This is a genomic window from Georgenia sp. Marseille-Q6866 (assembly GCF_965111665.1).
In genome coordinates, this window is record NZ_CBCOOR010000015.1 from 63,016 (window position 1) to 85,368 (window position 22,353).

Sequence of the window (22,353 nt, forward strand, 5' to 3'; positions counted from 1 at the left end):
GCGGGGCGCCGGCGGTCGGCGTCTGGGGGTGCCCCCAGTCAGTCAGAGCGGGCGCCGCTGCTCAATGGGGAGAACTCCCCATGAACTCCTCACACGTTCCCGACGGCTGCCGATCAGGGATGGGTGAGCACGGATAGCTCGCCACCAGGCCACGGATCGGCCACACGTACCGCAGTTTCACTAAGGGGTTAGACCCACGTGTTCGATTCAGTGACCTCCGTGGCGATGAAGAGCGCCCTCGACGCGCTCTCGCTGCGCCAGCGTGTCATCGCCGACAACATCGCCAACGTCAACACCCCCGGCTTCCTTGCCGGCCGGGTGCAGTTCGAGGACGCCCTCGCCAACGCGGTCCGCACCGGCCGCGACGGCGGCGTCGAGGCGACCGTCGAGCGCTCCCTCGAGCCGACGCGCGAGAACGGCAACAACGTCAACCTCGACACCGAGACGCTGTCGAACATCGACGCGAACCTGCGCTACCAGGTGGCGACCCGCTCCATCGACGGCGGATTCACCGCCATCCGTACCGCGATCAGGAGCGCCTGATGACCTTCGACGCGATCGGCATCGCCTCCACCGGCATGACCGTCCACCGCAAGTGGCTGGACGCCGTCAGCGACAACCTCGCCAACGTCAACAACGCCAGCTCGACCGACGGCGCCGCCTTCCAGGCCCGCTACGTCGTCGCCACCGCGATGAGCTACGGCGAGCCCGCCGGCGCGCAGGTGGCCGGCATCGAGCTCGGCAGCGCCGAGGGCCGCCTGGTCCACGAGCCCGACCACCCTCTCGCCGACGAGGAGGGGTACGTGCGCTACCCCGACGTCGACATGTCCAGCCAGATGACCCAGCTCATCATGGCCCAGCGCGGCTACCAGGCCAGCGCAGCGGTCGTGGACCGAGCCCGGGAGAGCTACCAGTCCGCACTTCAGATCGGGAGAAGCTGATGTCCGTCCCCGCGATCGACGCCCTCACCAGCGTCGCGCCCACCGGCTACCTCGACGGCCTCGAGGCCGTCGACCCGGCCGCGAGCGACGGCAGCGCCTTCGGCTCCGTGCTCGCCTCCGCCATCGACGGCGTCAGCCAGAAGCAGGAGGTCTCCTCCGACCTCGCGCTCAAGGCCGTCACCGGCGACCTCGACGACGTCCACGACTACACGATCGCCGCCACGGAGGCCGCGGTCGCGCTCGAGCTCACCGTCGCCCTGCGCAACAAGGCGGTTGACGCGTTCAACGAGATCATGCGGATGCAGGCCTGATGCCCGCGTCCGTCACCAGCGCTTTCACGCGTCTGAAGGAGCGGGTGGGGGAGTTCAGCCTTCCCCAGAAGACGCTCGCCCTCATCGGGATCGCCGCGCTCGTCCTCGGCATCGTCGTCGCGACGTCGTGGGCCAACCGGCCGACGATGAGCCCCCTGTTCAGCGGCCTGTCCGGGGAGGACGCCTCCGCCGTCGTCGACCAGCTGACGGCCGCCGGCGTCACCTACGAGCTCACCGACGGCGGCGCCACGGTCCTCGTGCCCGCCGAGTCGGTCTACGACCAGCGCATCGCGCTCGCCGCCGAGGGACTGCCCACCGAGGAGGGCGGCTACAGCCTCCTCGACGACATGGGCATGACGAGCTCGGACTTCCAGCAGCAGGTCAGCTACCAGCGCGCCCTCGAGGGCGAGCTCGCCAAGACGGTCCGCGCGATCGACGGCGTGTCCTCCGCGACTGTCCACCTCGCGCTGCCCGAGGAGAGCGTCTTCACCGAGACCGCTCCTGAGCCCACCGCCTCCGTCTTCGTCCAGGCGGAGACGGGCAAGACCATCGACTCCGGCTCCGTCCAGGCGGTCGTCAACCTCGTCTCCTCCGCCGTCGCGGGCATGGACCCGATGAACGTGTCGGTCGTCGACTCCGAGGGCGCCGTCCTCACCGCCTCCCCGGGCGGCGGCGGCCCCGACGGCGCCACCGAGTACGAGGAGCGCGTCGCCGGGCAGGTGCAGACCATGCTCAACCGGGTGGTCGGCGCCGGCAACGCCGTCGTGTCGGTCAACGCCGAGCTCGGTCGCGACGCGACCCAGCGCACGAGCGAGACCTTCACCCCGGCGGAGGACACCCCGCCGCTCAGCGAGACCCGCAGCACCGAGGAGTACGAGGGCGGCGGCCAGGCCGTCGGCGGCGTGCTCGGCCCGGACAACATCGCCGTGCCCAACGGCGACGGCGCCGGCAACTACACCCGTGAGGACTCGACGACGAACAACGCCGTCAACAAGGTCACCGAGCTCACCACCGTGAACCCGGGCGGGGTCACCCGCCAGTCGGTGTCCGTCGTCGTGGACTCGGTCGCCGCCGCCGGCATCACCGTGGAGGAGCTCGAGGACATCGTCACGGTGGCCGCGGGCATCGACGCGGAGCGCGGGGACCAGGTCGCCGTCGCCCAGATGGCCTTCGACACCTCGACGGCGGACGCCGCCCAGCAGGCGCTCGACGCCCAGGCGGACGCCGAGGCCGAGGCCGCCGCGGCCGCCCAGCGCGACACCCTCATCCGAGGCGGGCTCATCGCCGTCGTCCTGCTCGTCGTCCTCCTCGCACTCCTGCGCCGCGCCCGGCGCGGCGGGAACCGTGAGGACATCGACCTCGGCGAGCTCGAGGTCAGCCAGCTGCCCGCACCCGAGCCTCTCGAGCCGGACACGAGCATCCTCGAGCCGGCCCCCGAGATGCGCGTCATCGAGCCGGACGCGACGGAGGCTGCCCGCCTGGGCGTCGTCGCCATGGCCGACGAGGACCCGGCCGCGGTCGCCGACCGCCTGCGCCAGTGGATGGCGGTCAAGCAGTGAACCTCACCAGCCCCCAGAAGGCCGCCGTCGTGCTCCTCCAGCTCGGCCACGAGCGCGCCACCAAGGTGCTCGCCCTCCTCGACGAGCAGGAGGTCGAGGAGATCTCCGCCGAGATCGCCCGCATGGAGACGGTGCCCAGCACCATCGCCGACCAGGTCCTCCTCGAGTTCTACGACCAGGCCAACGGCGGCGCTCCCGTCGCCGGGCACGGTGGCCTCGAGTACGCCCAGCGGCTCCTCGAGGACTCCCTCGGCGTCGAGCGCGCCAGCCTCGTCATGGGGCGGCTCACCACCCTGCTCGCCGGCCAGCCCTTCGACTTCCTCCAGCAGGCCGAGGCCCGTCAAGTCCTGTCGCTCATCAACGGGGAGCACCCCCAGACGATGGCCGTGGTCCTCGCCCACCTGCGTCCCGAGCGCGCCTCGGCCATCATGGCCGGGCTCCCGCCCGCGGAGCGTGCCGACGTCGCCATGCGCATCGGCACGATGGAGCAGGCCAGCCCCGAGGCCGTGTCGACCATCGCCGAGAGCCTCCAGCGCCGCGCCGGCAACGTCCTCACCGCCGGTGAGACGACGACGGCGGTGGGCGGCATCCAGCCCCTCGTCGAGATCCTCAACCGCGCCGACCCGAGCACCGAGAAGCAGATCCTCGAGGAGCTCGCCCAGCGCGACGAGGCCCTTGCCGAGCAGGTCCGCAGCCTGATGTTCACCTTCGAGGACGTCATCCACCTCGACGACCGCGCCGTCCAGCTCGTCCTGCGCCAGACCGACACGAGCGGTCTCGCGCTCGCGCTCAAGGGCACGTCCCCGGAGCTCGTCGAGAAGATCAAGCGCAACCTGTCCGAGCGCGCCCGCCTCGACCTCGTCGACGAGATGGACATCGCCGGTGCGGTGCGCCTCTCGGAGGTCCACGACGCCCGCGGCGCCATCGTCAAGGTCATCCGCTCCCTCGAGGAGTCCGGCCAGATCGTCGTGCGCCGCGACGGGGAGGACGAATATGTCTCTTGAGGCCACCCAGGGTCCCGTGTTCACCCCGCTCCACACCACCCGTCCCGAGGCGGCGTCCGTGGCGGCCGGCTACTCCAGCGGCTACACCGCCGGCTGGTCCGCCGGTGCCCGCGCCGCCGCCCAGGACGCCGAGGAGCAGCGCCGCCGTGCCGCGGAGGAGCTGGCCACCCGTGCCCAGCGGGCCGCGACCGCGGCACAGGAGGCGCTCAGTGCGCTGGCGCAGGCCGCCGACGCCGCCCGCCGGCGCTCCGCCCCCGTCCTCACCGAGGCGCAGGACGCGCTCACCCGCGCTGCCGTCGACCTCGCCGAGACGGTGCTGGGGGCCGAGCTGCGCGACGGCGACGCGTCCGCGCGGTCCGCCCTGCGCCGCGCGCTGTCCGTGCGCGACGAGGGCCTCGTCAGCATCCGGCTCAACCCCGAGGACCTTGCCCACCTCACGGCGACCCTCGGCTCGCTCCCGGCCGAGCTCCACGTCCCCGACCGGGTCGAGCTCGTCGCGGACCCCACCCTCGGGCGCGGTGACGCGGTGAGCGAGCTCGAGGAGGGCTACCTCGACGCGCGCGTGGGCGCCGCCCTCGCCCGCGTCCGTGACGCCCTGGGGGTCTGCGAGTGACCGTCCAGCTCGCGGCTCCCACCGCCCGGCCCACCGGGCGCTGGCAGCGCGCCCTCACCGTCGCCCAGCCCCAGCGGGTGGGCGTGGTCCGCTCCGTCGTCGGGCTCACCGTCGAGGTGACCGGCCTGCCCCTCGCGGTCGGCGACCTCGTCGACATCGACGCCGGCGGCTGGACCGTGGGCGCGGAGGTCGTCGGCCTAGGCCGCGACTCCAGCCGCTGCATGCCGCTCGGACCCGTCGACGGGCTGCGCATCGGCGCCCCCGCCCGCTCCACCGGCCACCCGCTCACCATCGGTGTGGGCCAGGGCCTGCTCGGGCGCGTGCTCGACGGCCTCGGCCGGCCTATCGACGGCAAGGGCCCGCTGCGCGTCGAGGACTCCGTCCCCGTCACCGCACAGGCACCCTCCGCGCTGGAGCGCGCCCGTGTCGACCAGCCGCTGTCCCTCGGCGTCCGTGTTCTCGACACCCTCGTCACCGCCGGCCGCGGCCAGCGGCTGGGCCTGTTCGCCGGCTCCGGCGTGGGCAAGTCCTCCCTCCTGTCGATGATCGCCCGCGGCACCGACGCGACCGTCAACGTCATCGGCCTCGTCGGTGAGCGTGGCCGCGAGGTGCGCGAATTCCTCGAGGACGACCTCGGCCCCGAGGGCCTGGCCCGCTCCGTCGTCGTCGTCGCGACGTCCGACGAGCCGCCGGTGGTCCGCCTGCGGGCCGCGTTCACCGCCACCCGGGTCGCCGAGTACTTCCGCGACCAGGGCACCGACGTCGTCCTCATGATGGACTCCCTCACCCGCGCGGCCATGGCGCAGCGCGAGATCGGCCTCTCGGTCGGCGAGCCGCCCGCCACCCGCGGCTACCCGCCGTCGACCTTCTCGATGCTCGCCCAGCTCCTCGAGCGGGCGGGGACCGGCTCGACCGGCTCCGTCACGGGCATCTACACCGTCCTCGTCGACGGTGACGACCACAACGAGCCGATCGCCGACGCAGCCCGGTCCATCCTCGACGGTCACGTCGTCCTGGACCGCAAGCTCGCCGTCACCGGCCACTTCCCCAGCGTGGACGCCATCGCCTCCATCTCGCGCGTCGCCTCCCGGGTGACGACGGCGGAGCAGCGGGCCGCGGCCACCACCCTGCGCTCCGTGCTGGCGGCCCGCCGCCAGGCGCAGGACCTCATCGACGTCGGCGCCTACGTCGCCGGCTCCAACCCCAGGGTCGACGCGGCCGTCACACACGCCGACGCGATCGACGCCTTCCTCCGCCAGGACGTCGCCCAGACGGTCGACGCGGAGCAGTCCTGGGCCCACCTGAGCGCGCTCGTCGCGGGAATGGGAGTGATCTGATGAAGCCGTTCCGGCTGCAGAGCGTGGCGCGGCTGCGCCAGATGGAGGAGGACCGCGCGACGGCCGCCCTCGTGCAGCGCCGCGAGTTCCGGCGCACCGCCGACTCCCGCACCGCGCAGGCCCTGGCTGCCCTCGACAGCGCGAGCCTGCCCACCCAGGTGGACGTGCTCAGCTGGCAGGCCGCCGTCGCCGCCCGCGCCGCGGCCAGCGCGTCGGCCGTCGAGGCCGCCACGGTGGCCGAGCTCGCGCAGGCCGACGAGCAGGCCGCGCAGGGGGAGTGGTCGGCGGCCCGCCGCCGCAGCACGACCATCGGCAAGCTCGCCGAGCGCCACCGCCTCGCCGAGCTCGACGAGGAGAACCACGCCGAGCAGGTCACCCTCGACGAGGTCGCCTCCCAGCGCGTGCGGTCCCGGGAGGCCGCCCGATGAGCATCGCCGCCGTCCAGGCCCGGATGGTCGAGCTGCAGGGCGCCCTCAGCGCCGTGAGCCAGCCCGTCACCACGACCGCCAGCACGCAGCCCGCGTCCGACTTCGGCGGCGTGCTCGCCGCCGCGCTCACCAGCGAGGCCGCCACCGGCACCTCCTCGGTCGCCTCCTCCGTCGCCTCCGCCCTCACCGGCGGGACGACGACGGCGGCTACCCCCGCCGCCCCGGCCGGCGCCGCCACCCCGGCCGCACCCGGGACGGGCGACGCCCTCGTGGAATCCGCCAAGAAGTACCTCGGCGTGCCCTACGTGTGGGGCGGGGAGAGCCTGTCCGAGGGCGGCCTGGACTGCTCCGGGCTCGTCCAGCTCGCGATGAAGGACCTCGGCGTGGACGTGCCCCGCGTGGCCCGCGACCAGATGAAGATCGGCACCGAGGTGCCCTCGATCGACCAGGCCCGGCCCGGCGACCTCGTCGTCACCCGCGGCGGCGGCCACATCGGCATCTACGCCGGCGACAACACGTGGATCCACGCCCCTACCCGGGGAGAAGGTCAAGCTCGCCGAGATGACGACGCCGCCCACCACCATCCGCCGCGTCCTGCCGACGGGGGCCTGATGAGCATCGCCATCCCCACCGCGCCCGCCCCGGCGCCGACGGCTCCCGGCCGTCCCACGGCCGCCCGCAGCGGCAACGGTGACGCCTTCGCCGCCAGCCTCGCCGCGGTCACCGGCGACGCCGAGGGTCCCCACGCCCCCGAGGGCGAGCCGGCCGCCCCGGCCACCGGTGAGAGCGTTGCGGACGAGGAGGGCGCCCCCGGCGCCCCGGTCCCGGCGCTCGAGATCCCCGCCCTGCCGGGCTGGACCGTCGGCACAGCGCAGGAGAGCGGCGCCGACGGCGCTGCCACCGCGCTCGGCCAGGAGCTGCTCGCGGATTCCGACTCCACCGCCACCGAGCCCGCCGCGACGGCTGCTCCCGCGCCGGCCGCCCCGGCCACCGCGGCCCCGGTCGCCGTGCCCCTCACCGGCCAGGTGCCGGCCGGTCAGCCCCCTGCCCCCGGCGAGAACACCCAGCCCGCGGCCGGGTGCGCTGCCTGCAGCCGCTCCGCTGCCCGGTGCCGGTCCTGCCACCCCCGCGCTGCAGACCGAGGCGGACGCTCCGGTGACCGCCGCACCGTGACGGACACCCAGCCCTCCGCGGGCGCGGCGCCGGTGACCCCGGCCCTCCCGCCGTCGTCGCCGCGCCCGCCGAGTCCGCCACCACCGTCCCTGCACCCGCCGCCGTGCCCGCCGTCATCGCGCCGCCCGTGGCCACCGACCAGCCCCGCACGGCGCCCGAGGCGCCCACCCTGGCCGTCGAGGGCACCGTCCGCGTGGACCAGCCGGCGCGCGCGGACGGCGCCGCCCGCGCCGAGCAGCCCGCAGCGCCCGCACCCGCGGCCCCGCCGCAGCAGCCGCTCGGCACGCAGCTGGCCTCCGCGCTGTCCCGCCTGCGCACGGCCCCCGAGGGACACCACGTCCTCCACGTGCACGTCGACCCGGAGGACCTCGGACCCGTCAAGGTCTCGGCCCACATCGGCGTCGACGGCGTGCGCATCGAGCTGCACGGCATGACCGACGCGGCCAAGGACGCGCTGCGGGGCGCTCTCAGCGACCTGCGTCGCGAGCTGGCCGCCACCGGCCTGCGCGCCGACCTCGACCTCGGCTCCGAGAACCAGGAGCGCGGCACCGCCGAGAGGCCCGCCCCCGCGCGGGACGGCGAGCGTCCCGCCACCACGGCTGCTCCGGCCGCCACCCCCACCACGCCCGTCCGCCACGGCGGCCTGGACCTCCTCGCCTAAGGAGCACCACCATGCCCATCGACCCCGTCTCCGCGGGCTACACCCCGACCCCCACCAGTCCGGCCGCGTCCGCGCCGCCGGCGAGCGGCCTCAAGAAGGACGACTTCCTCCAGCTGCTCGTCACCTCCCTGCGCTACCAGGACCCCTCCGAGCCGCTCTCGACGAGCGAGCTCATGGCGCAGACGACTCAGCTGTCGACGATGGAGCAGCTCACCGAGCTCACCACGCTCACGCAGGAGGCCTTCCACCTGCAGATGCGCAGCTCGGCGACCGAGCTCGTCGGCAAGGAGGTCAGCTACCTCGACGGTGACGGCGCGCGCCACAGCGGTGTCGTCAGCGCCGTCGACTTCTCCGTCACGCCCCCTGGCGCCGTCGTCGGTGACGCCGTCGTCCCGATGAACCTGCTCGCCACGGTCGGTGCCCTGCCGTCCGCCACCCCGCCCGCCGGCGGGACCCCGACCACCCCTGCCGCCTGACCCGAAGGACACCACACCATGCTTCGCTCGCTCTTCTCCGGCATCTCCAGCCTCCGCTCCCACCAGACGATGCTCGACGTCACCGGCAACAACATCGCCAACGCCAACACGACCGGCTTCAAGGCCTCCCAGACGCGCTTCGAAGACACGCTGTCCCAGATGCTCACCGCGCCCGGCGCCCCGCAGGGCAACAACGGCGGCACCAACCCGGCGCAGGTCGGCCTCGGTGTGCGCGTGGCCGGTATCAGCACGAACTTCACGCCCGGCGCCGCGCAGCAGACCGGCCGCAGCCTCGACATGATGATCGACGGCGACGGCTTCTTCGTCGTCAGCTCCGGCGGCGAGCAGCTCTACACCCGCGCCGGTGCCTTCACCCTCGACGGCCTGGGCCGGCTCGTCACCTCGTCCGGCGCCCAGGTCATGGGCTGGGCAGCGGACGCCAACGGCGTCGTCAACGCCAACGGACCGCTCAGCAACCTCTCGCTGCCCGTGTCGACGACGATGGGCGCCCGCGCGACGAGCACCGTGACCTTCGCCGGCAACCTGCCCTCCGACGCGGAGGCCGGCACGAGCCTGCTGCGCAGCATCGACGTCCACGCCGCCGACGGCACCGCCACCTCCCTCGACGTGCGCTACACGCTGCGCTCGTCCGCGCCCGGCGCGACGTGGGACGTCCAGGTCCTCGACGGCGACACCCAGCTCGGCGCCGGCAGCATCGCCTTCGACGCCCGCGGCGGCCTGCAGAACGTCACGGTCCCGCGCGTGACCGTCGCCGGCGCGCCCATCGACCTCGACATGGGCGGCCTCACCGGCTTCGCCTCCCTCACCACGGTCGAGGCAGCGAGCCAGGACGGTCAGGGCGCCGGCGTCCTGCAGTCCTTCTCGATGAACGCCGACGGCACCCTCATGGGCTCCTTCTCCAACGGCCTCAAGCGGGCCGTGGGCATGGTCGCCGTGGGCAGCTTCGCCAACGCCGAGGGCCTGGAGAAGGTCGGCGGCTCGATGCTCCGTGCCAGCGTCAACTCCGGTGACGTCACCGTGGGGGCCGCCGGTGACGGTGGCCGCGGCGCGCTGACCGGCGGCGCCCTCGAGATGTCGAACGTCGACCTCTCCCAGGAGTTCACCAACCTCATCATCGCCCAGCGCGGTTTCCAGGCCGGCTCCCGCATCATCACCACCTCCGACGAGCTCCTCCAGGAGCTCGTCAACCTCAAGCGCTGACGTCCGACGGGCCCGGACCGCTCAAGGTCCGGGCCCGGCGGCCGATAGGCAGTGTGCAGGGCTCATGGAAGGGCCCGAAGCAACCAGGATGGAACCGACCCGTGATCACCGTGACCCGTCTCACCGGACAACCGTTCGCGATCAACCCTGATCTCATCGAACGGATCGAGTGCACTCCCGACACGATCCTCGTGCTCATGGACGGCACTCGCTACCTCGTGGCCGAGACGATGCCCGACGTCGTCGCGATGGTCCAGGAGTACCGCGCGGGAGTCATCTCCCGAGCGCTGCAGCCGCGCGAGGAGCCCCCCGTGGCCCGGCCCGAGCTGCGCCCTGTCGTTCCCCTGCCGACTCGACCCCAGGGGGAATGATGGATCCGGCAACTCTCATCGGGCTCGCCATCGCGTTCGGTGGCGTCTTCTTCCTCATGACCGCCGAGGGGGTCCACCTCTCGGCGATCCTGCTGCCCGGCCCGCTCGCGATCGTGTTCATCGGCAGCCTCGGCGCCGGGATCGCCGGCGGCGCGCTGCGCGACGCGATCCACGCCTTCAAGACGCTGCCCAAGGCCTTCACCGCCAAGGCCCCCCTGCGCGGCGCCACCATCGCCGCCGTCGTCGCCCTGTCCGACCGGGCGCGCCGGGAGGGCCTGCTGGCCCTGGAGGACGCGGCGCAGGACGTCGAGGACGAGTTCCTCCGCGACGGGCTCATGGCCGCCATCGACGGCGCCGACCCCGAGGACCTGCGCACGATGCTCGAGGACCGCATCGACACCAAGCGTGCGCAGGACCGCGTCGCCTCGGGCTTCTTCAACGCCCTGGGCGGCTACGCCCCGACGATCGGGATCATCGGCACGGTCATCTCCCTCGTCCACGTGCTCGAGAACCTCTCCGACCCCAGCACCCTCGGACCGATGATCGCCGCGGCCTTCGTCGCCACGCTGTGGGGCATCCTCTCGGCGAACCTCATCTTCCTGCCCATCGGCAGCCGCCTCAAGCGCATCTCCGACCTCGAGTGCGCGCAGATGGAGATCAGCCTCGAGGGGCTCCTCGCCCTCCAGGCCGGCGCCAACCCGCGCACCGTGGGCGAGCGCCTGCGCAGCATGGTGCCGGCCGGGGAACTGGTCGACGACGACGCCGGGCAGGCGGCGTGAGCTCGCAGCGCCGCCGACGGGGCGGCCACGAGGAGGAAGAGGAGGAGAACTCCGAGCGCTGGACCGTCAGCTACATGGACATGGTCACCGTCATGATGTGCCTGTTCATCGTGCTCTTCGCGATCAGCCAGGTCGACCAGCAGAAGTTCAGCGAGCTGCGCCAGTCGCTCGCCGCCGGCTTCGGCGACGCGACTCCTGCCGTCACCGTCGTCGACGGCTCGAGCGGCGTGCTCGACGGCGCGGACTCCCCGTCCGTCGACGTGTCGCCGGTCGACGACGCGGCCGGGCTGTCCGCCCTGGAGGGCGGACCCGGGGAGCTGGCGCGGGAGGAGGCCCAGGCCCTGCACGCGGTGCGCGAGAGCATCCGCACCGAGCTCGAGAAGGAGGGCCTGGCAGACGAGGTCCGCTTCTCCATCACCGAGCGCGGCCTCGTCATCGGCCTCGTCAGCGAGAACACCTTCTTCTCCCCGGCGAGCGCCGCCATGCCGCGCACCTCGCTCGAGGTCGTCGACACCATCGCCGAGACCCTGCGGCCCCTGGAGAACGACATCCTCCTCGAGGGCCACGCCAACCCGCTGCCCTACACCGAGCCCTACGACACCAACTGGGAGCTCTCCGCGGACCGCGCGACCAAGGTGCTGCGGCGCATGGTCGAGCACGAGGGAATCGCCCCCACCCGGGTCCGGGCCATCGGCTACGGCGACGCCTACCCGGCCGCCGAGGGACCCGACGCCCTCGACCTCAACCGGCGCGTCGACGTCGTCGTCCTGAGCAACCAGCCCGAGTCGGTCCGCACCCTGCTGCCCCAGGCCGCTCACGACATGGAAGGAGCCTGACATGCCCGAGAAGCGCGTGATCGGGGCCCAGTCCCGCAAGATCGGGGGCGGCCAGGCCCCGGCGGCACCCGCACCCCCGGAGCCGGAGGCCGAGCCACGCCGCGGCCGCGGCCGCCTGCTCATCGTCCTCGCCGCGGTCCTCGCCGTCGTGGCCGCCGGAGCCTTCGTCTTCCTGCGCCCGAGCGAGCCGGCCGCCCCCGAGGAGCCCGAGCCGGGCGCCACGGTCACCATCGAGCCCCGCAACATCAACCTTGCCGACGGGCACTACCTGCGGCTCGGCTTCGCGATCGAGCTCGTCGCGGAGGTCGAGGAGATCGCGACGGCGCAGGCCACGGACATCGCCATCGCGCTGTTCACCGGCCGGACGGTCACCGAGGTCAACGATCCCGAGCAGCGCGAGGAGCTGAAGTCCGCGCTGTCCGAGCGGCTCGTCGAGGCCTACGAGGGAGAGGTGCTCACGGTCTACTTCACCGACTTCGTCACGCAGTGAGGCGGCGCGCGCCCGGCGGCTGGGACGCCGGGCGCGCGGCGACTCCTCAACATCGCCCGGGCGGCGCCGATGGGGACACATGTGACGGTTCCCCACTCTCCCAGTGCTGACGGCACGGTCGTCTACGACTTCCGTCGGCCGATGACACTGGCGCGCGAGCACGCCCGCACCCTCGAGGTGGCGCTCGGCACCTTCGCGCGCCAGTGGTCCAACCAGCTGATGGCGCGCCTGCGCGTGCCCACCCAGGTCGCACTCGAGGCGGTGGGCATGGGCACGTACGACGAGTACATCAGCGGCCTGCCCTCGCCCACGACGCTCGTCGTCTGCGCCGTCGGCCCCAACCGCCGCCCGGCCATCGTCCAGTTCCCGCTGGAGTCCGCGCTCACCTGGGTCGACCAGATGCTCGGCGGCCCCGGCAAGCCCGGCGCGGTCCCCGACCGGGAGCTCACCGAGATCGAGCAGGCGCTCCTCGGGGACCTCATGGGCCGGGTGCTGGGCGACCTCAACTACGCCTTCGCGGGCATCGTCGCCGTCGACGTCGAGCTGCGCCGCTTCCAGCACTCCCCGCAGGTCCTCCAGCTCATGACGGCGACGACGGCCGTCATCAGCGCGACCTTCTCCATCTCCGCCGGTGAGCACCACGCCACGGCGACCCTCATGGCCCCGGCCGAGGGCATCATCACGGCGCTGCGGGACAACAGCGCGCCCGACCAGCGCAGCGCCTCCCAGGAGGCGGCCGAGAAGGAGCAGCGCGAGCTGCTCGACCGCGCCGTGCAGAACGCACCCGTCGAGGTCGCCGTCCGCCTGGCCCCCGTGCCCGTCCACCCCCGGAGGTCGTCAACCTCGCAGTGGGCGACCTCCTCCCGCTTCACCACCCCGCTCCCAGCCCATGGACGTCGTGGTCGGTGACCGCGTCCTCGCCCAGGCCGTCGCCGGGACCAACGGGTCCCGCCTCGCCGGGCTGGTCGTCAACGTCAAGGAGAACTCATGAGCACCACCACCGTCGACACCCACGCCGTCGCCGAGGAGCTCGCGCGGCTGCTGCCGTCGTCCCAGCCGCTCGTCGCCCGCCCCGCCGAGCCCGGTGAGCGTCCGGCCCCCGAGGCCGTCGCGGTCGTCGCGAGCTTCGTCGGCCAGGGCAGCGCGGAGCTCGTCGTCGTCGCCGAGGAGGCCGTCGCCGAGGCGATGGCCGGCGCCGCGGCGCTGACCCTCGCCGAGGCGCTGCGTCCCGCCCTCGAGGCCGCCTCCCAGCGGCTGGGCACCGGCGTGCTCAGCGCCGCCGAGGAGCGGCCCGCCGGGGACGCCCTCACCGGCCGCGACGTCCAGCTCTACGCGCTCACCGCCGGCAGCGGCGTCCAGGCCTGGTTCGGCATCCGCACCGTGTCCACCGCCGCCCCGGTGAGCAGCGCCCCGCTCACGCCGGGCAGCATGCGCGTCCTGTACGACGTCGAGCTCACCCTCACCACCGAGATCGGCCGCAGCCGCATGCCGCTGCGCGACGTCCTGGCCCTCACGCCGGGCACCGTCCTCGAGCTCGACCGCGCCGCCGGCAGCCCTGCCGACGTCATGGTCAACGGCCGCCTCGTCGCCCGCGGCGACATCGTCGTCGTCGACGAGGACTACGCCGTGCGCATCACCGAGATCGTGTCGGAGACCTCGGCCCAGTGAGCGACACGCTCGAGCTCGCGCTGCGGGTCACGGTCTCGCTGGGACTCGTCCTCGCGCTGCTGTGGTTCCTCGCCCGCCGCCTTGGTGCCGGTGGGGGCGCCGTCCGGCGGCTGCCGATCACCGTCCTCGGCCGGCAGAACCTCGGACGCCGCTCCGGCATCACCGTCGTCGACGTCGCAGGGCGGACCCTCGTCCTCGGCGTCAGCGACACCGAGGTCCGCCTCCTCACCGAGCTCGAGTCCGCCCCCTTCGTCCTCGAGGACGAAAGCCCGCAGGGCCCGGAGTCCTCCGTGCCCGCGCCGATGTCCACCCAGCCCTCCGCCCTCGGCGGCTCGGTGCTGTCCCCGGACACGTGGCGCAGCTCGTGGCAGGCCCTGCGAAGCCGGGTCCGCCGGTGAGCGCCGCGGTCTGCCGCCCGCGTGCGGCGTGGCTGCCCCGCGCCCTGGCGGTCCTCGCCCTCGCCGTGGCCGTGCTCGTCCTCGGTGCGACCCTCGCGCACGGTGCCCCGGTTCCCCCCGAGGACCCGACCGCGCCGACCGCTCCGGCCGAGCCGGGCCTGGGCATCGACGTCGACGTCGCCGGGAGCACCCCCTCGACGTCGATCATCGCGCTCCTCGCGCTCACCCTCCTCGGTGTCGCGCCCTCGCTGCTCCTCATGATGACGAGCTTCACCAAGATCTTCGTCGTCCTGGCCCTCACCCGGAACGCGCTGGGACTGCAGGGCGTGCCGCCCAACCAGGTGCTCGCCGGGCTCGCGCTGTTCCTCTCGATCTTCATCATGTCCCCCGTGCTGGGCGACGTGAACGGCGCCGCCGTCCAGCCCTACCTCGACGGGCAGATCGACTTCGCCGCCGCCCTCGAGGCGGCCCAGGTACCCCTGCGGGAGTTCATGGTCGGCCTCACCCGGGAGGAGGACCTCGCGCTGCTCACCCGCGCCGCGGACATGCCCAACCCGGAGAGCCCCGAGACCGTGCCGATGCAGACGCTCATCCCCGCGTTCATGCTCTCCGAGCTGCGCGCCGCCTTCATCATCGGCTTCGTCGTCTTCGTGCCCTTCCTCGTCATCGACCTCGTCGTCGCGTCCGCGCTCATGGCGATGGGCATGATGATGCTGCCGCCCTCGATGATCTCGCTGCCCTTCAAGATCCTGCTCTTCGTCCTCGTCGACGGCTGGGGCCTCATCATCACGCAGCTGGTGGGGAGCTACTAGTGGACACCGCGAACGTCATCGACATCGCCACCCTGGCGCTCGGGCTGGCCGCCAAGCTCGCCGCCCCGCTCCTCGTCACCGCGCTCGTCGTCGGCTTCACCGTCTCCCTGCTCCAGTCGGTGACCCAGATCCAGGAGATCACCCTGAGCTTCGTGCCCAAGGCGATCGGCGTTGCCGTCGCGATCGTCGTGTGCGGCAACTGGATGATCTCCGAGCTGGTCGTCACCACCCACGAGCTCTTCGACCGGATCCCCGGTCTCCTGGGCGGCTGAGGCGTGGACGACGCCGCCCTCGTGGTGCTCCCCGTCATCCTCGCGGCCGTGCGGGTGACCGTCTTCCTCGTCATCGCCCCGCCCTTCAACCACCGCGCGATCCCCGCGACCGTCAAGGCGATGCTCGGGGTGGGCCTCGCGCTCGGGCTGGCCTCCTCGATGACCGTGCCGGTCGAGGTGACCGCCGCGACGCTCATCGCGATGGCGCTGTCGGAGGCCGTCACCGGCGCCGGCCTCGGTGTCCTCGTCTCGCTCATCTTCTCGGCGGTCCAGTCCGCCGGACGCCTCATCGACATGCTCGGCGGCTTCGAGCTCGGCCAGGCGCTGGACCCCATGACGATGACCAACAGCGGCCCCTTCGGCCGCTTCTACCAGCTCATCGCCGTCGTCCTCCTCTTCGTCTCCGACGGCTACCAGCTCGTCGTCGGCGGGCTGGCCCGCAGCTTCGACGCGCTCCCGCTCGGCGCGATGCTCGACCTCGGCGCCCTCGCCGGTCAGCTCGCCGAGGGCGTGAGCCAGCTCTTCCTCGCCGCCATCCAGGTCGCCGGACCGCTCATCGCCGTCCTCTTCCTCGCCGACGTCGGACTGGGCCTGCTCACCCGCGTCGCCCCCGCCCTCAACGCCTTCGCCCTCGGCTTCCCGCTCAAGATCCTCATCACGCTCACCCTCGGCTCCGTCACGCTCGCAGCGCTGCCGGGCGTCGTCGACTGGCTCGCCGACCAGGCGATCCGTGGCATCGGGGAGGTCGTGCGATGAGCCAGACCGGAGGGGAGAAGAGCGAGAAGGCCACCCCGGAGCGGATGAAGAAGGCCCGCAAGGACGGGAGCCTGGGCAAGTCCCAGGACCTCAGCGCGTGGGTCGTCGTCGGGACGGGTGTCCTCACCCTGCCCATGGTGATCACGCGGGGCTCCGACGCCGCCGCGGGCCACGTGCTCGGTCTTCGCGAGGTCATCGCCTCACCCGAGCCGGCGCTCGCCGTGCAGGCACTGGGGGACGGGCTGCTCAGCGCCGCCCTCGCCGTCGCACCGCTCCTCGCCGTCGCCGCGCTCGCGGCCGTCGTCGCGGGCGTCGCGCAGGGCGGGGTCCACATCTCGACGAAGAAGCTCAAGCCCCGCCTCGAGCAGTTCAACCTCGTCAAGGGGGCCAAGCGGCTCTTCGGTCCGCAGGCGTGGTGGCAGGGCGTCAAGGCCTTCCTCAAGACCCTCGTCGTCGGGGCCGTGATGTACTCCGCCATCGTCGGCCTCATCCCGATCGTCGCGCAGTCCGGACAGCTGTCGGTCATGCAGATCCTCGGCGAGGTCGGCTCCCGCATCCAGACCCTCCTCACGTGGGGCGTCGCCGCGGGCCTCGCGCTCGCCGCCGTCGACCTCCTCGTCGTCATGCGCCGCAACCGCAAGACGACGCGCATGTCCAAGCAGGAGATCAAGGACGAGCACAAGCGCTCCGAGGGCGACCCGATGGTCAAGGGCCAGCGGCTCGCCAAGGCCCGCGCGATGAGCCGCAACCGCATGCTCGCCGCGGTGGCCGACGCCGACGTCGTCGTCGTCAACCCCACCCACGTCGCCGTCGCGCTGCGCTACGAGCCCGGCAAGGGCGCCCCGCGCGTCGTCGCCAAGGGCCAGGGCCACGTCGCCACCAAGATCCGTGAACGCGCGGCCCAGCACCGGGTCGCCGTCGTCCAGGACATCACCCTGGCCCGCACGCTCAACGCGATGTGCGAGGTCGGCCACGAGGTCCCCGACTACCTGTACGAGGCCGTCGCACGTGTCCTCGCCTTCGTCATGTCCCTGCGCCGTCGTGGCGCCGCCACCGGGACCCACCGCATGCCCCAGCCCAGGAAGGACAGCCGATGAAGAACGGCAAGGTCACCCAGTTCGCCGCCCCGGCCGCCGTCGTCGGGATCATCCTGCTGCTCGTCATCCCGCTGCCGGCGCCGTTCCTCGACGTCCTCATCGCGGTCAACATCGTCGGCGCGATGCTCGTGCTGCTCACGACGATGTACATCAGGAAGCCCCTCGACTTCTCGATCTTCCCGGCGCTCGTGCTCGTCATGACGCTCTTCCGGCTCGGGCTCAACGTCGCCTCCACCCGCCTCGTCCTGCGCGACGGCTACGCGGGTGAGGTCATCAACGCCTTCGGGCACTTCATCGTCGGCGGCTCGATCGTCATCGGGCTCGTCATCTTCCTCATCCTCGTCGTCATCCAGTTCGTCGTCATCACCAACGGTGCCGGACGAGCGGCGGAGGTCGGGGCGCGCTTCACCCTCGACGCCATGCCGGGCAAGCAGATGGCGATCGACGCGGACCTCAACGCCGGCGCCATCGACGACGACGAGGCCCGCCGCCGCCGCGCGGAGGTGGCCGCCGAGGCCGACTTCTACGGCGCGATGGACGGCTCAGCGAAGTTCGTCAAGGGCGACGCGATCGCCGGCATCATCACGACGGTCATCAACCTCGTCGGCGGGTTCGTCATCGGCATGGTCGAGCTCGGCATGAGCGCCGGCGAGGCCATCGAGACGTACTCACTCCTCACCGTCGGTGACGGCCTCGTCACCCAGATCCCCGCCATCCTCATGTCCGTGGCCACCGGCCTCGTCGTCACGCGGGCGACGTCGGAGTCCGACATGGGCACGACGGCCACCAACCAGATCACCCAGTCGCGCACGGCGCTGATGATCGCCGGAGGCGCCGCCATCGTGCTCGCCCTCGTGCCGGGCATCCCCAAGCTCCCGTTCCTCGCCGTCGGCGCGGTCCTCCTCGTCCTCGCGCAGCGGATGAAGACCCGGGAGGCCGAGGTCGCCGACGCCGATGCCGCCACCGAGACCGCCGCGGCGCTCCAGCCCGCCGCGGAGACGCCGGAGGCGCTCATCGAGCAGATGCGCGTCCACGCGCTCGAGGTCCTCCTCGCCCCGGACCTCGTCGACATGGTCGGCGGCTCCGCCGACCAGGACCTGCTCGGGCGGGTCCGGGCCCTGCGCCGCAAGACGGCCCTGGAGATGGGCTACGTGCTTCCCCCGGTCCGCACCCGCGACTCCGTGGACCTGCCCGCCGGCACCTACGCGATCCGGCTCTCCGGCGTCGAGGTCGCACGCGGCACGGCACCGCGCGGGCGGGTCCTCGCGCTCGGCGAGGGGCTCGAGGGCCTGCCCGGCAGCACCGTCGTCGAGCCGGTCTTCGGCCTGCCCGGCAAGTGGATCCCCACCGAGATGCGGCACAGCGCCGAGATGGCCGGGGCCACTGTCGTCGACCGCGTGTCCGTCCTCATCACCCACCTCTCCTCGGTGGCCTCCACCCACGCCGACCGGCTGCTCGGCCGCGAGGACGTGCGGGTGCTCGTCGAGGGCCTCAAACAGACCAACCCCTCGGTCGTCGAGGAGCTGGTCCCCGCGGTCCTCAGCCTCGGCGAGGTCCAGCGCGTCCTCCAGGGTCTGCTCGTGGAGCAGGTCCCGATCCTCGACCTGGGCCGCATCCTCGAGGCGCTGACCCTGCGGGCGAAGGTCTCCACCGACGCCGAGGGGCTCGTCGAGGCGGCGCGCCAGGCGGTCGCCGACATCATCGTCGACCGTCAGCGCGAGGGCGGTGTCCTGCGCGTCATCACGCTCGAGCCGGCCACCGAGCAGCTGCTCCTCGAGTCGCTGCGGCCGGGGGAGCAGGGCACGCAGATCTCGCTCGCGCCGGACCGCGTCGAGGGTCTGCTCGCCTCGCTCCGCGCCCAGGTGGAGACCCTCGAGGCGACCGGTCGCCAGGCGGTGCTCGTGTGCTCGCCGGCGATCCGCCCGGCGCTGCGCCGCGTGGCCGGGCTGGCGGTCCCGCGCCTTCCCGTGCTGTCCTACACGGAGGTGACGGGCACGTCGCTGACCATCGAGACCGTGGGAGCCGTGGGTGTCGGACAGGCGATTGCTGCTTGACGGTCCCGACCTGACCGAGCTCCTCGCGCGTGCCGAGGAGCTCGGTGGCCGGGTGGTGCGCGCCCAGCGGCTGCGCAAGGGACTGCTCATGCGCCAGTGGTACGAGGTGACCGTGGCCGTGACCGACCCGCAGGTCGCCACGCTCACGCGGCTGCCGCCCCGCCGGCCACCTGCGCCGGCCGGGCCGGCGGCCGGTCCTGCGGGCATCGACGACCTCCTCGGCGCCGCCGAGGCGGCCGAGCGGCTGGAGTCGGAGGCCAGCCGCGCGGCGCGCGCGGCGAGCGCCCGGTCGGCCAAGAGCCGGGGCGGACGGTAGGGTCGAGCGCGTGTTGGTACTGAGCCGCAAGGTCGGCGAGCAGATCGTCATCGGCGAGGACATCGTCCTCACCGTCGTCGATGTGCGCGGCGACACTGTCCGGCTGGGCATTGCCGCCCCGCGCCACGTGACCGTCAACCGCGCAGAGGTGCTCCGCGCCGTCGAGGAGGCCAACCGCGACGCGGCCAGCGCCGACGACGCCGACCTCGACACCCTGCGCAACCTCCGCCCCCCCACGCAGGACTCGTAAGCCGCCCACCGCGCACCCGTCGCCGAGTCCCCACCCCTCGCCGAGCCCACGCTCTCCTCGCCGACAACCGACTTTTCTTCCGCCGGGGAGTGCGGGACGAGAGCTCAGCCGTGGCCGTGCCCACCCGTGCTGGAAAAGGACCCACGCATAGACCTGTTCCAGCCCGCGACTCTCGTCGGGGGCGGGGATGCGGGTGTGGGGATGAATGAGGTGCCGATGAGGTAGACCGCTCAGGTTGGGCCGGATGACGCCGATGGGTGGGGGCGTGCGCAGGATGCGCACGGCCGGACCCGCGCACCGTGCGGGTTGACCCGGCGAACGGGGGGATCCTCCGTGACGCCGGTGCCAGCCTTCTGCCGGGCCTGCCACCCGACCCACAAGGAAGACCGATGTCGGCAGAACCCCTCGTCACCGCCCCCTCCCGCCGCTCCCTCCGGGACCTGTCCGTCCGCGTGAAGATCGCCGCGGCCGTCGGCGTGGTCGCGCTCGTCGCGCTCGCCATCGGTCTCGCCGGCATCTCCCAGGTCCGCAGCCTCGCAACTGCGCAGGAGGAGATGTTCAACGAGCGGGTCACCCCGCTCACCGAGCTCGCCGAGGCGCAGCGTCTGTTCTACGGCTCGCGGCTGCGGGCCAACGCGCTGCCGTTGCGACCGGCGGCGGAGCTCTCGACCTACCTCAGCGAGATCGACGAGCGCGAGACCCAGACGGTCGAGATGCTCGAGGCCTACGGGCGGTACTCCGAGGATCTCACAGCGCTGAACACCGCCATCGCCGCGGTGCAGGAGTGGCACGCCGACGTCCGCGGTGCGTGGGCCGAGGCCCTCCGCTCGGGCGACAAGACCGCCATGGAGGAGTACTACAACCAGACGCTCGGAGTCGTGGGCGAGGCTGCGGGGGAGCTCCTGACCGACGGCATGGCCCTCCAGGTGGAGCGCGCGCACGCTGACTTCGAGTCGGCCAAGGCCCAGGCCGCGAGCACGCAGGTGCTCCTCATCGCCGTGCTTCTCATCGGCCTGGCTGTCGGCATCGCGGTCGCCGTCTTCGTCATCCGCCAGATCATGCGCACCGTCGAGACCGTGCGGACCGCCGTCGAGGCTCTCGGCAACGGTGACCTCACCGCCGAGCCCGAGGTGAGCACACGCGACGAGCTCGGCCAGATGGCCGAGCACCTCGCCCGCTCGATGCGCCAGCTGCGCGGCACCGTCGGTGCGGTCAACGAGGCCGCCGTGACCATCGCCTCCGGCGCCGAGGAGCTGGCGGCGTCGACCACGCAGGTGGTCGCCGCGTCCGAGGAGACCTCCGCCCAGTCCGGCGTCGTCGCCTCGGCCGCCGAGCAGGTCAGCCAGAACGTCCACACCGTGGCGGCCGGTGCGGAGCAGATGGGCGCCTCGATCCGCGAGATCGCCCAGAGCTCCAGCGAGGCGGCCGCCGTGGCCGCGCGAGCGACCACGCAGGCCGCCGTGACGAACGAGACGGTGCAGAAGCTCGGCGCCTCGTCGATCGAGATCGGCAACGTCGTCAAGGTCATCACGACGATCGCCGAGCAGACCAACCTCCTGGCGCTCAACGCGACCATCGAGGCCGCCCGCGCGGGGGAGGCAGGCAAGGGCTTCGCCGTCGTCGCCAGCGAGGTCAAGGACCTCGCCCAGGAGACCGCGAAGGCCACGGACGACATCGCGCGCCGCATCGAGGCGATCCAGCACGACACCGAGGGCGCGGTCACCGCCATCGGCGAGATCACCGAGATCATCGGGCAGATCAACGACTACCAGATGACGATCGCCTCGGCCGTCGAGGAGCAGACCGCGACGACGAACGAGATGTCGCGCAGCGTGACCGAGGCGGCGACCGGGTCCACCGAGATCGCCGGCAACATCACCGGCATCGCGTCCGCCGCGGCGGACAACAGCACGACGATGTCGCAGATGAGCAGCGCCGTCGCCGAGCTCGCGAGCATCTCCGAGGGCCTGCGTGCCCAGGTGTCCGCGTTCCGCGTCTGAGCCACCCTCCGCCACGGGCGGGCCTGCCACACCGGCAGGCCCGCCCGTGGTGCGTTCACCCCGACGTCTCACAAACCGTGCGCGGGCACCGATGAGGAGGGAGTGCACAGGAAGTGCACAGACCGACACGGATGCATGGAGGTCCGCCGGTGGATGGCATGGATGAGATCGTCCACGAGTTCCTCGTCGAGAGCTACGAGAACCTCGACCAGCTCGACCAGGACCTCGTTGCGCTCGAGGGCGCCCCGACCTCGCGTGAGCTGCTGAGCAGCATCTTCCGCACGGTCCACACGATCAAGGGAACGAGCGGGTTCCTCGGCTACGCGAACCTCGAGAGGGTCTCCCACACGGGCGAGAGCCTGCTCGCGGAGCTCCGCGACGGTGCCCGCCAGATGGACCAGGCGACCACCGACGTGCTCCTCGCGCTCGTCGACACCCTGCGCGCGATCCTCGCCTCGATCGAGGCCGGCCGCGGTGACGACCACGACGTCGAGCCCACCATCGCGCGGATCGTCGCCGTCCAGCAGGGC

Annotated in this window: 28 protein-coding genes; all 28 read left to right on the top strand. The window is 72.8% G+C overall.

The features are described 5' to 3' along the window. The first annotated feature begins 198 nt into the window (after positions 1 to 198). Positions 199 to 543 carry a flagellar basal body rod protein FlgB gene (locus ACWPXV_RS13280; protein WP_454085652.1) on the top strand — a complete coding sequence of 115 codons (345 nt, stop codon included), beginning with the start codon at positions 199 to 201 and terminating at the stop codon, positions 541 to 543. Beyond that, complete coding sequence (locus tag ACWPXV_RS13285; protein ID WP_454085653.1) at positions 543 to 941, top strand: flagellar basal body rod protein FlgC; 399 nt, start codon at positions 543 to 545, stop codon at positions 939 to 941. Before ACWPXV_RS13280 ends, ACWPXV_RS13285 begins: the two co-directional genes overlap by 1 nt. Continuing rightward, a complete protein-coding gene (gene fliE, locus ACWPXV_RS13290) occupies positions 941 to 1,252 on the top strand; it encodes a flagellar hook-basal body complex protein FliE (protein ID WP_454085654.1) in 312 nt (103 codons plus the stop codon). The genes ACWPXV_RS13285 and fliE overlap by 1 nt, the downstream gene beginning before the upstream one ends. Beyond that, positions 1,252 to 2,811 carry a flagellar basal-body MS-ring/collar protein FliF gene (fliF, locus tag ACWPXV_RS13295; protein WP_454085655.1) on the top strand — a complete coding sequence of 520 codons (1,560 nt, stop codon included), beginning with the start codon at positions 1,252 to 1,254 and terminating at the stop codon, positions 2,809 to 2,811. Before fliE ends, fliF begins: the two co-directional genes overlap by 1 nt. After that, positions 2,808 to 3,815, top strand: coding sequence for a flagellar motor switch protein FliG (gene fliG / locus ACWPXV_RS13300; protein WP_454085656.1), 1,008 nt, complete (start codon positions 2,808 to 2,810; stop codon positions 3,813 to 3,815). The genes fliF and fliG overlap by 4 nt, the downstream gene beginning before the upstream one ends. Beyond that, entirely contained in the window at positions 3,805 to 4,428 is a 624-nt protein-coding gene (locus ACWPXV_RS13305) for a FliH/SctL family protein (protein ID WP_454085657.1), read from the top strand. The genes fliG and ACWPXV_RS13305 overlap by 11 nt, the downstream gene beginning before the upstream one ends. After that, positions 4,425 to 5,765, top strand: coding sequence for a FliI/YscN family ATPase (locus ACWPXV_RS13310; RefSeq protein WP_454085658.1), 1,341 nt, complete (start codon positions 4,425 to 4,427; stop codon positions 5,763 to 5,765). The genes ACWPXV_RS13305 and ACWPXV_RS13310 overlap by 4 nt, the downstream gene beginning before the upstream one ends. Then, positions 5,765 to 6,193: a flagellar FliJ family protein gene (locus ACWPXV_RS13315; protein WP_454085659.1), complete on the top strand. Its 429-nt coding sequence runs from the start codon at positions 5,765 to 5,767 to the stop codon at positions 6,191 to 6,193. The genes ACWPXV_RS13310 and ACWPXV_RS13315 overlap by 1 nt, the downstream gene beginning before the upstream one ends. Then, positions 6,190 to 7,800 carry an NlpC/P60 family protein gene (locus tag ACWPXV_RS13320; RefSeq protein ID WP_454085660.1) on the top strand — a complete coding sequence of 537 codons (1,611 nt, stop codon included), beginning with the start codon at positions 6,190 to 6,192 and terminating at the stop codon, positions 7,798 to 7,800. The genes ACWPXV_RS13315 and ACWPXV_RS13320 overlap by 4 nt, the downstream gene beginning before the upstream one ends. Continuing rightward, the gene (locus ACWPXV_RS13325; protein WP_454085661.1) at positions 7,713 to 8,027 is read left to right on the top strand and encodes a flagellar hook-length control protein FliK; all 315 of its coding nucleotides are present in this window, start codon (positions 7,713 to 7,715) and stop codon (positions 8,025 to 8,027) included. The genes ACWPXV_RS13320 and ACWPXV_RS13325 overlap by 88 nt, the downstream gene beginning before the upstream one ends. A gap of 11 nt (positions 8,028 to 8,038) precedes the next feature. After that, positions 8,039 to 8,503, top strand: a complete 465-nt coding sequence (locus tag ACWPXV_RS13330; RefSeq protein ID WP_454085662.1) for a flagellar hook capping FlgD N-terminal domain-containing protein — start codon at positions 8,039 to 8,041, stop codon at positions 8,501 to 8,503. 18 nt (positions 8,504 to 8,521) lie between these two features. Then, positions 8,522 to 9,724, top strand: coding sequence for a flagellar hook protein FlgE (locus ACWPXV_RS13335; protein ID WP_454085663.1), 1,203 nt, complete (start codon positions 8,522 to 8,524; stop codon positions 9,722 to 9,724). A gap of 101 nt (positions 9,725 to 9,825) precedes the next feature. After that, complete coding sequence (locus ACWPXV_RS13340) at positions 9,826 to 10,095, top strand: flagellar FlbD family protein (RefSeq protein WP_454085664.1); 270 nt, start codon at positions 9,826 to 9,828, stop codon at positions 10,093 to 10,095. Further along, the gene (locus tag ACWPXV_RS13345) at positions 10,095 to 10,874 is read left to right on the top strand and encodes a motility protein A (RefSeq protein WP_454085665.1); all 780 of its coding nucleotides are present in this window, start codon (positions 10,095 to 10,097) and stop codon (positions 10,872 to 10,874) included. Before ACWPXV_RS13340 ends, ACWPXV_RS13345 begins: the two co-directional genes overlap by 1 nt. Further along, positions 10,871 to 11,710 carry an OmpA/MotB family protein gene (locus tag ACWPXV_RS13350; RefSeq protein ID WP_454085666.1) on the top strand — a complete coding sequence of 280 codons (840 nt, stop codon included), beginning with the start codon at positions 10,871 to 10,873 and terminating at the stop codon, positions 11,708 to 11,710. Before ACWPXV_RS13345 ends, ACWPXV_RS13350 begins: the two co-directional genes overlap by 4 nt. A 1-nt stretch (position 11,711) precedes the next feature. Beyond that, positions 11,712 to 12,200, top strand: a complete 489-nt coding sequence (locus tag ACWPXV_RS13355; RefSeq protein WP_454085667.1) for a flagellar basal body-associated FliL family protein — start codon at positions 11,712 to 11,714, stop codon at positions 12,198 to 12,200. A gap of 69 nt (positions 12,201 to 12,269) precedes the next feature. Beyond that, on the top strand, positions 12,270 to 13,109 hold the full coding sequence (locus ACWPXV_RS13360) for a flagellar motor switch protein FliM (protein ID WP_454085668.1): 840 nt from the start codon (positions 12,270 to 12,272) through the stop codon (positions 13,107 to 13,109). A 78-nt stretch (positions 13,110 to 13,187) separates the two neighbouring features. Next, positions 13,188 to 13,868: a flagellar motor switch protein FliN gene (gene fliN, locus ACWPXV_RS13365; RefSeq protein ID WP_454085669.1), complete on the top strand. Its 681-nt coding sequence runs from the start codon at positions 13,188 to 13,190 to the stop codon at positions 13,866 to 13,868. After that, positions 13,865 to 14,266 carry a FliO/MopB family protein gene (locus tag ACWPXV_RS13370; RefSeq protein WP_454085670.1) on the top strand — a complete coding sequence of 134 codons (402 nt, stop codon included), beginning with the start codon at positions 13,865 to 13,867 and terminating at the stop codon, positions 14,264 to 14,266. Before fliN ends, ACWPXV_RS13370 begins: the two co-directional genes overlap by 4 nt. Beyond that, entirely contained in the window at positions 14,263 to 15,078 is an 816-nt protein-coding gene (fliP, locus tag ACWPXV_RS13375) for a flagellar type III secretion system pore protein FliP (RefSeq protein ID WP_454085671.1), read from the top strand. The genes ACWPXV_RS13370 and fliP overlap by 4 nt, the downstream gene beginning before the upstream one ends. Then, complete coding sequence (locus tag ACWPXV_RS13380; protein WP_251839802.1) at positions 15,078 to 15,350, top strand: flagellar biosynthetic protein FliQ; 273 nt, start codon at positions 15,078 to 15,080, stop codon at positions 15,348 to 15,350. The genes fliP and ACWPXV_RS13380 overlap by 1 nt, the downstream gene beginning before the upstream one ends. 3 nt (positions 15,351 to 15,353) lie before the next feature. Beyond that, complete coding sequence (locus ACWPXV_RS13385) at positions 15,354 to 16,106, top strand: flagellar biosynthetic protein FliR (protein ID WP_454085672.1); 753 nt, start codon at positions 15,354 to 15,356, stop codon at positions 16,104 to 16,106. Beyond that, positions 16,103 to 17,203, top strand: coding sequence for an EscU/YscU/HrcU family type III secretion system export apparatus switch protein (locus ACWPXV_RS13390; protein ID WP_454085673.1), 1,101 nt, complete (start codon positions 16,103 to 16,105; stop codon positions 17,201 to 17,203). Before ACWPXV_RS13385 ends, ACWPXV_RS13390 begins: the two co-directional genes overlap by 4 nt. After that, a complete protein-coding gene (locus ACWPXV_RS13395; RefSeq protein ID WP_454085674.1) occupies positions 17,200 to 19,257 on the top strand; it encodes a flagellar biosynthesis protein FlhA in 2,058 nt (685 codons plus the stop codon). The genes ACWPXV_RS13390 and ACWPXV_RS13395 overlap by 4 nt, the downstream gene beginning before the upstream one ends. Next, on the top strand, positions 19,247 to 19,573 hold the full coding sequence (locus ACWPXV_RS13400; protein ID WP_454085675.1) for a hypothetical protein: 327 nt from the start codon (positions 19,247 to 19,249) through the stop codon (positions 19,571 to 19,573). The genes ACWPXV_RS13395 and ACWPXV_RS13400 overlap by 11 nt, the downstream gene beginning before the upstream one ends. 10 nt (positions 19,574 to 19,583) lie before the next feature. After that, the gene (csrA, locus tag ACWPXV_RS13405; RefSeq protein WP_454085676.1) at positions 19,584 to 19,823 is read left to right on the top strand and encodes a carbon storage regulator CsrA; all 240 of its coding nucleotides are present in this window, start codon (positions 19,584 to 19,586) and stop codon (positions 19,821 to 19,823) included. Positions 19,824 to 20,212: 389 nt separating this feature from the next. Further along, positions 20,213 to 21,823, top strand: coding sequence for a methyl-accepting chemotaxis protein (locus ACWPXV_RS13410; RefSeq protein ID WP_454085677.1), 1,611 nt, complete (start codon positions 20,213 to 20,215; stop codon positions 21,821 to 21,823). Positions 21,824 to 21,972: 149 nt separating this feature from the next. Then, a partial coding sequence (locus ACWPXV_RS13415; protein ID WP_454085678.1) for an Hpt domain-containing protein occupies positions 21,973 to 22,353 on the top strand: 381 nt, incomplete at its 3' end.